1 protein-coding gene is annotated in these 1,520 nt (G+C 66.7%); it reads right to left on the bottom strand.

Going from position 1 to position 1,520, the window contains the following annotated elements; all coding sequences use genetic code 11:
• Positions 1-1,520, bottom strand: a 1,520-nt coding sequence (locus NQ160_RS23635; RefSeq protein WP_257517429.1) for a UPF0182 family protein, incomplete at both ends; no start/stop codon positions are given.

Genomic DNA, 1,520 nt, shown 5'->3' with positions numbered 1-1,520 from the left:
CTCATCAACTCGCCGGACATCTCGCTGATGGGCTGGAGCGTCGACGGGTAGACGTTCTGCCACGCCTGCAGCAGCGGGTCCTCGGTGTCCCACGCGTAGAGGGTGACCGACCCGTCGTAGGCGTCGACGGTGGCCTTGACCGAGTTGCGGATGTAGTTGATGTTGTCCAGCGCCACCGTCGGGGTGGGGTTGGTCGTATCCGAGATCGCGTCGCTCAGGCTCACCGTGCTCGAGTACGGGTAGTTGGCACTGAGGGTATAGCCGTCGACGATCCAGACGATCCGGCCGTCCACGACGCTCGGGTACGGATCGTTGTCGAGCTCCAGGTACGGTGCGGCCTTCTCCACGCGGCTCAGCGGATCGCGGTCGTAGAGGATCTGCGAGTCCTCGTTGATGGCGTCGGAGAACAGCAGGTCCGTCGCCTGGAACTTCAGGGCGTAGATGAGGCGGTTGAACATGTTGCCCACGCTCGGGCCGCCGTCGCCCTCGAAGGTCGTCTTGGTCTCGTTGGCGCCGTCTTCGCCGCTGGGGTAGTCCAGCTCGATCGGGGCACGGTCGGCGGGGGCGCCGACGATGGAGTACGTCGGCGAGTACTCGCCGAAGTAGACGCGGGGCTCGAAGCCGTCGCCGAGGTCGGAGAGCTCACCGGTGACGGGGATGCCGCGCTCGATGAACACCGGGTTGCCGTCGGCGGTGCGCTCGTTGCCCTTGGCGGCGACGAGGCCGTAGCCGTGCGTGTAGACGAGGGTCGTGTTGTACCACGACGCCGCGTTTCCGAGCTGGGCGAGGTTGAGCTCGCGCACCGACACGACGGTGTCCTGCGACTGGCCGTCGATCTGGTAGCGGTCCACGTCGAGCGGGTCGGTGAACTGGTAGTACGAGCGGTACTGCTCGATCTGGCGCACCGTCGGGTTGATGATCGCCGGGTCCATGATGCGGATGGATGCCGTGGTATCGGCGTCCTCGCGCAGCTGCCCGGGCTCGACGTCGGTGACGGCCTCGAAGTCGGTGCGCTCGAGGGCGTCGATGCCGTAGGCGGCCTTCGTGGCCTCGAGGTTGCGCTCGAAGTACGGCATCTCCAGCGTCTGCTGGTTCGGCCGCACCTGCACGTTGAACACGAACCACGGGTAGGCGACGCCCACCACGAGGGACGACACGATCAGCAGCGCGGTCGCGATCAGGGGGTAGCGCCACCGGCCGATGATGGCGGTGACGAAGAACAGCACCGCGACGAGCGCGGCGATGACGGCGAGGATCGCCTGACCGGGGATGATCGCGTTGACGTCGATGTAGCTGGCGCCGGTGATGCGGTCACTGTCCTGCACGAGGTTGCGGTAGCGATCCAGCCACAGGCTCGCCGCCTGCACGAGCAGGTAGAGACCGGCGAGGATGGCGAGCTGGATGCGCGCCGACTTGGAGATGCGCAGCTCCCGCTGCCCCACGCGCACGGATCCATAGAGATACGACACGACGGCCGTGACCAGCAGGCACACCAGCAGCACCGCCGACACGAACCCGAC

The sequence above is a fragment of the Microbacterium sp. zg.Y909 genome (assembly GCF_024626565.1).
This window is presented reverse-complemented; position numbering and strand designations above follow the sequence as displayed.